The 6,005-nt window shown below is 72.2% G+C and carries 7 protein-coding genes and 1 pseudogene; 3 read left to right on the top strand and 5 right to left on the bottom strand.

Translation table 11 applies throughout. From position 1 onward, the window contains the following. A partial coding sequence (locus CR162_RS17570) for a DUF4893 domain-containing protein (RefSeq protein WP_141563205.1) occupies positions 1 to 270 on the top strand: 270 nt, incomplete at its 5' end. Between the two features lie 61 nt (positions 271 to 331). On the opposite strand, the gene CR162_RS17565 is transcribed toward CR162_RS17570, so the two are convergent. From CR162_RS17565 to CR162_RS17555, 3 genes are all read right to left on the bottom strand, one after another. Beyond that, entirely contained in the window at positions 332 to 1,366 is a 1,035-nt protein-coding gene (locus CR162_RS17565; protein WP_176559904.1) for a site-specific DNA-methyltransferase, read from the bottom strand. 148 nt (positions 1,367 to 1,514) lie between these two features. Then, positions 1,515 to 2,132, bottom strand: a complete 618-nt coding sequence (locus tag CR162_RS17560; protein ID WP_099096841.1) for a ribonuclease HII — start codon at positions 2,130 to 2,132, stop codon at positions 1,515 to 1,517. Between the two features lie 125 nt (positions 2,133 to 2,257). After that, positions 2,258 to 2,713: a GNAT family N-acetyltransferase gene (locus tag CR162_RS17555; RefSeq protein WP_099096840.1), complete on the bottom strand. Its 456-nt coding sequence runs from the start codon at positions 2,711 to 2,713 to the stop codon at positions 2,258 to 2,260. Between the two features lie 80 nt (positions 2,714 to 2,793). On the opposite strand from CR162_RS17555, the gene CR162_RS17550 reads away from it, so the two are divergent. Continuing rightward, positions 2,794 to 3,933 (top strand): DNA topoisomerase IB, encoded by a 1,140-nt coding sequence (locus CR162_RS17550; protein WP_099096839.1) that lies wholly within the window; start codon positions 2,794 to 2,796, stop codon positions 3,931 to 3,933. Positions 3,934 to 4,006: 73 nt separating this feature from the next. Then, positions 4,007 to 4,954, top strand: coding sequence for a DUF2891 domain-containing protein (locus CR162_RS17545; RefSeq protein ID WP_099096838.1), 948 nt, complete (start codon positions 4,007 to 4,009; stop codon positions 4,952 to 4,954). Between the two features lie 33 nt (positions 4,955 to 4,987). Here the strand turns inward: CR162_RS17545 and CR162_RS17540 are convergent, their stop codons facing one another. Further along, positions 4,988 to 5,191, bottom strand: a complete 204-nt coding sequence (locus tag CR162_RS17540; protein ID WP_099096837.1) for a YgaP-like transmembrane domain — start codon at positions 5,189 to 5,191, stop codon at positions 4,988 to 4,990. A 132-nt stretch (positions 5,192 to 5,323) separates the two neighbouring features. Then, positions 5,324 to 6,005 (bottom strand): annotated as a pseudogene (locus CR162_RS17535) (glycine dehydrogenase (aminomethyl-transferring)); the annotation flags it as partial.

Here is a 6,005-nt window from a genome sequence, read left to right as displayed (position 1 = left end):
ACGGCCGCCTCCTACACCACGCGGTGGGACACGACCCAGCGCACCAGCGGCACCCTCTATGACCTTGGCGAGGCGCGCCTCGGCTATGCGGGGGCCGAGACCTCGGGCGACGAGCCGCCGCGCCGCCATGGCGAGGACGCGGCGCGCGACCAGGCGGGCTATCTCGTTCCCCTGTCCGACGAGCGCCTGCGGCTGGAGCTGCCCGCCTCCCCGCCTGGGGAGGCGCGCCTCGACATGCTGGAGCTGCGCCGCGCGCGCAACCCCGGCTGAAGGGCGAGGAGGACCCTGAAGGGCGAGTAGGACCGGGAAGCCCTTCTCCCGGCCCTGCGTCTCAGGTCCCGAGACTGGCCGCCACCTCGGCGCGCAGCTCGTCGAGCAGGCGCAGCGTCCCGTCCCGCCGCTCCATGTGCCAGAACAGCCAGCCATTGCAGGAAGGCGCCTCCTGCACCGCCGAGCCGACCTGGTGGATCGAGCCGCTCGCCTTGCCGCAGCGGATGGAGCCGTCGGCGTTCACCTCCGCCTGGAAGCGTCGGTGCCGGTCGGTCAGGCGGGCGCCGGGCGGCACCAGCCCGCGCTCCACCAGTGTGCCGAAGGGGATGCGCGGCTGCTCGCGCTTGGTGGGCGTCACCAGCATGGCGCTTTCCGACACGGGCTGGATCGCCTGGATGCGCGCCCGCGCCGCGGCGGCATAGGCCGGGTCGCGCTCGATGCCGATGTAGCGGCGGCCGAGGCGGCGGGCCACGGCGGCGGTGGTGCCGGTGCCGAGGAAGGGGTCGAGCACCACGTCGCCGGGCGAGGTGCAGGACAGGATCACGCGGTGGAGCAGCGCCTCGGGCTTCTGCGTCGGGTGCAGCTTCTTGCCGTCGCCGTCGCGCAGCCGCTCATGGCCGGTGCAGAGCGGCAGAAACCAGTCCGACCGCATCTGCACGTCGTCGTTCAGCGACTTCATGGCGGTGTAGTTGAACTTGTAGCGGCTTTCCTGGCCGCGGCTCGCCCAGATCAGCGTCTCGTGCGCGTTGGTGAAGCGCCGGCCGCGGAAGTTCGGCATCGGGTTGGCCTTGCGCCAGATGACGTCGTTGAGGATCCAGAAGTCGAGGTCCTGCAGCGCGACACCGAGGCGGAAGACGTTGTGGTAGCTGCCCATCACCCAGATGGTGCCGTCCTTGCGCAGCACGCGGCGCGCCTCGGCCAGCCAGGCGCGGGTGAAGGCGTCATAGGCGGCGAGGTCCGAGAAGCGGTCCCAGGCGTCGTCCACGCCATCGACCACGCTTTCGTCGGGCCGCCGGAGCTGGCCCTTGAGCTGCAGGTTGTAGGGCGGATCCGCGAAGATGGCATGCACCGAGGCCGGCGGCAGCGCCCGCAGCATCTCGATGCAATCCCCTTCCAGGATGCAGTCCAACGGCAGATCCAGCCCCGTCCCCACGTCTGTGAAATCCCTCAGCGACTCGGGGGCCGACAATGCGCGGGCCGGAGTCGCGCCGTCAAGCGGCCCGAGTCGCGGTTTTTTCCGGCCCTTAAAGGAGGGCAAGCTGGTCCACGGGCGCGAAGCCCCGCCGGTGGTGCGGGCACGGGCCCAGCCTCAGCAGCGCCGCCCGGTGCGCCGCCGTGGGGTAGCCCGCGTGGCGCGCGAAGCCATAGCCCGGCCAGCGGCCATCCAGCCGCGCCATGGCGCGGTCCCGCGTCACCTTGGCCAGGATCGAGGCGGCGGCGATGGACAGGCTGAGCGCGTCCCCCTTCACCACGCAGCGCACCTCGCAGGGCAGGCGCGGCGGCTGGTTGCCGTCCACCAGCGCCACGTCGGGCACGGTGGCCAGGCGCGTCACGGCGCGCAGCATGGCGAGGTGCGTGGCGCGGAGGATGTTGATGCGGCCGATCTCGGCGGCGCTGGCGGCACCGATGCCGAATTCCAGCACGCCCGCCCTGGCCGCCGCGCGCAGCACGGTGCAGGCGGCCTCGCGCCGCGCGGCGTCGAGCTTCTTGCTGTCGTCCAGCAGCATCGCCAGCGTCTCGGGCGGCGGGCCGTGGAACAGCACGGCGGCGGCCACCACGGGGCCGGCCAGCGGGCCGCGCCCGGCCTCGTCCACCCCCGCCACGCGGCCGCCCGCCGCCTGCTCCAGCGCATAGTCCGGCATGCCGCCAAGGCTCCCCGATTTCCTGCTGATCTGCCCGCCAGCCGCCTTAGGGCGGGCCGGATGGCGGCCGCAAGGCCGGAAGGAGCCACGCCCCTCCCCCGGCCCTGCTTCCGCCCATCAGGGCATCAGAGCCTGATGTCGTAGGTCTTCCAGGGCGTGAGCTGGGCGAGGCGGTCATACACGGCGCGGCCGCGATAGTTGTTCTCGGCGGTGATCCAGCGGATCACGCTCCAGCCCTTGGCCCGGCCGACATTGGCCACGGCGCCGATCAGCGCATCCGCCACGCGCTGGCCGCGCGCGGCGGGATCGACGAAGAGGTCGTCGAGGAAGCCGCCGATGCTGGCCGAGAGCGGGCGCGCGAAGGGACGGTAATGCGTGAGACCCACCGCCCGGCCCGCGGCATCCAGCGCCAGGAAGCCCTTCACCTCATGCGCCGGATCCTGCAACCAGGACCAGACGCGGTCGCGCATCTCGGGCGTCTGCTCCACGCGGTAGAATTCGGCATAGCCCTGGTAGAGGCGGTCCCAGTCGGCGCGGCGCGCGGGCTCGGGGGGCAGGATTCGCAAGGTCGTTTCCGTCATGGCGGCAGGCTCCTGGCGGAACCGGGGGCCGGCGCCGCGCGTTGTTCTGGCTCCGCCCGTGCAGAAGGCGAAGCCGCACCATGCTGACGCAGACCCAGGCCGAGGTCGAGGTCGAGAGGCCCCGCTCCCGCTCCAGGGGCCCCGCCAAGGCCCCGGAGGCGCCCCCCGCCGCGCCGGACACGCCGCGCATCCCCGGCCTGCGCTACGTCTCGGACGAGACGCCCGGCCTGACGCGCCGCCGCAGCGGCAAGGGCTGGAGCTACCGCGACGCCAAGGGCGCGCCCGTGCGGGACAAGGCGGTGCTGGCGCGGCTGCGCGCCCTGGCCATACCGCCCGCCTGGACGGAGGTGTGGATCTGCCCCCACGCCAATGGCCACATCCAGGCCACGGGGCGGGACGCCAAGGGCCGCAAGCAATACCGCTACCATGCCGGCTGGCGCGCCGCCCGGGACGAGACGAAGTACCGGCACATCCTGCAGTTCGCCCGCCTCCTGCCGGCCCTGCGGGCACGGGTGGACCAGGACATGGCGGCGCGCGGCCTGGGGCGGGAGAAGGTGCTGGCCACGGTGGTGCACCTGCTGGACACCACCCTCATCCGCGTGGGCAACGAGGATTACGCCCAGGCCAATGGCAGCTACGGCCTGACCACGCTCCGCGACCAGCATGTGGATGTGCGCGGCGAATCGCTGCGCTTCGCCTTTCGCGGCAAGAGCGGCAAGGAATGGAGGCTCTCGCTGCGCGACCGGCGCGTGGCCCGCGTGGTGCGCGCCTGCCAGGACCTGCCCGGCCAGGACCTCTTCCAGTACCGCGACGAGGAGGGCGCGCTCCAGAGCATCGATTCTGCCGACGTGAACGCCTATCTGCGCGAGGTGACGGGGGAGGACATCACCGCCAAGGACTTCCGCACCTGGGCCGGCACGGTGCTGGCGGCCATGGCGCTGTCCGAGTTCGAGGCGTTCGACAGCCAGGCCGCCGCCAAGCGCAACATCCGCGCGGCGGTGGAGCGCGCGGCGGCGCGGCTGGGCAACACCCCCGCCATCTGCCGCCAGTGCTACATCCACCCCGAGGTGCTGGACAGCTACCTGCAGGGCAGCCTGCTGGTGCAGGTGAAGCAGGAGGTGGATGCCGAGTTGCGCGGCGACCTGTCCTCCCTGAAGCCGGAGGAGGCCGCGGTGCTGGCCTTCCTGCACAAGAAACTCGGCGAGGCGGCGGCGGCCTGACGGCGCCGCCAGGGAAGGCAGGCAAGCGGCCGGCGGCGTGACAGCGCTGCCGGCGCGCGGCACAGTCCGTGCCATGCAGCTCACCGAAGACCTCGCCAGCCGCTTCGCGCGCATCGCGCTCGGGCATGTGGAACGCGAATATCCCAGCAAGATCGCCCATGCCCTGGCGGGGCCGGAGGATGCGGGCACGCCGGCCCGGCTCTACCCCGTCTTCCACGGCAGCTTCGACTGGCATTCCTGCGTGCATGGCTACTGGATGCTGGCGCACCTGCTCCGCCGCTTCCCCGCCATGGAGCCGGCCGGCGAGATCCGCGCCCTTTTCACCCGCAAGCTGACGGCGGAGAGGATCGGGGGAGAGTGCGCCTATCTCGCGCGCCCGCTCTCGCGCGGCTTCGAGCGGCCCTATGGCTGGGCCTGGGCGCTGAAGCTCTGCGCCACGCTGCGCGGCACGGAATGGGAGGCCGCCACCGCCCCCCTCGGGCGGCTGGTCGAAGAGAGGTTCCGCGAATTCCTGCCGAAGGCCACCTATCCGGTGCGGGTGGGCACGCATTTCAACACGGCCTTCGCCCTCCGCCTTGCCGCCGACCATGCCGACGGGGAGTTCCTCGCCCTGCTGCGCGAGACGGCGCGGCGCTGGTACGGGCAGGACCGCGACGCCCCCGCCTGGGGCGAGCCCTCCGGCGACGACTTCCTGTCCGGCACGCTGATGGAGGCCGAGGCGATGCGCCGCCTGCTGCCGCCGGAGGAGTTCGCGCCCTGGTGCCGCGCCTTCCTGCCCCGCATGGCGGAGCGCGAGCCGGCCACCCTCTTCACCCCCGCCACGGTCAGCGACCGCAGCGACGGCAAGATCGCGCATCTGGACGGGCTCAACCTCAGCCGCGCCTGGTGCTGGCGCAACCTGGGCCAGAAGCGCGCGGCGGCGGCGCATCTGGAAGCCGGGCTGCCGCATGTGGCGGGCGACTACATGGGCGAGCACTGGCTCGCCAGCTTCGCGGTGCTGGCGCTGGACCCCTCGGCCTGAGGCGGGGGGCCCGGCCTGAAGCGAGGCCCGGCCTCAGGCGAAGCCCGCCTTCGAGGGCAGCCCGGACCTTCGCAGCAGGGCGACCACGGGGCAAAGCCCGGTGAAGGAAGCCTGCACCAGGTGCAGGCCCATCAGCCCGGTGAGCCAAAGCCAGCGCGTGTCGTGCAGCACCGCGAGCAGGGTGCTGCCCAGCACCACGACGCCGACGACCAGCAGGATCATGCGTTCCAGCGTCACGTTCCGCCTCCCGGCCCGCTAGGGGGACGCGGGCCACGGGGTGAATGAGCGCATGAATTTCGTTGCTGTTCAACAAGGATGTGGAAGGGGGCGCCAGGCGGCACCCCCTTCCCCGCGCTCATTCCGCCGCGCTCATTCCGCCGCCTGGGCGTATTCCTCCAGCGGCGCGCAGGTGCAGACCAGGTTGCGGTCGCCATAGACGTTGTCCACGCGCTTGACCGGCGGCCAGTACTTGTGCGCGGCGACGTAGGGCAACGGGAAGGCCGCCTCCTCCCGGCTGTAGGGATGCGTCCATTCCGTCGCCATGACCTCGGCGGCGGTGTGGGGCGCGTTCTTCAGCAGGTTGTCGGCGCGGTCCATGCGGCCCTGCTCCACCGCGCGGATCTCACCGCGGATGGCGATCATGGCGTCGCAGAAGCGGTCCAGCTCGGCCTTGGTCTCGCTTTCGGTAGGCTCCACCATCAGCGTGCCCGCCACCGGCCAGGACATGGTCGGCGCGTGGAAGCCGTAGTCCTGGAGGCGCTTGGCGATGTCCTCCACCAGCACGCCGCCGCCCTGCTGGAAGCCGCGGCAGTCCAGGATGCACTCATGCGCCACCATGCCGCGCGCGCCCTTGTAGAGCACGGGGAAGTGCCCCTCGAGCCGGCGGGCGATGTAGTTGGCGTTGAGGATGGCGACCTGGGTGGCGCGCGTCAGCGCCTCGGCGCCCATCATGCGGATATAGGCGTAGGAGATGGGCAGGATCGAGGCGCTGCCGAAGGGCGCGGCCGAGACGGGGCCATAGCCCGTGGCGGGGCCGGCCTCGGCCAGCAGC

This window comes from Teichococcus rhizosphaerae (assembly GCF_002631185.1).
GTDB classification, from domain to species: Bacteria; Pseudomonadota; Alphaproteobacteria; order Acetobacterales; family Acetobacteraceae; genus Pseudoroseomonas; species Pseudoroseomonas rhizosphaerae.
The sequence above is the reverse complement of the archived record's forward strand: the minus strand, read 5'-3'. Positions and strand labels throughout refer to the sequence as shown.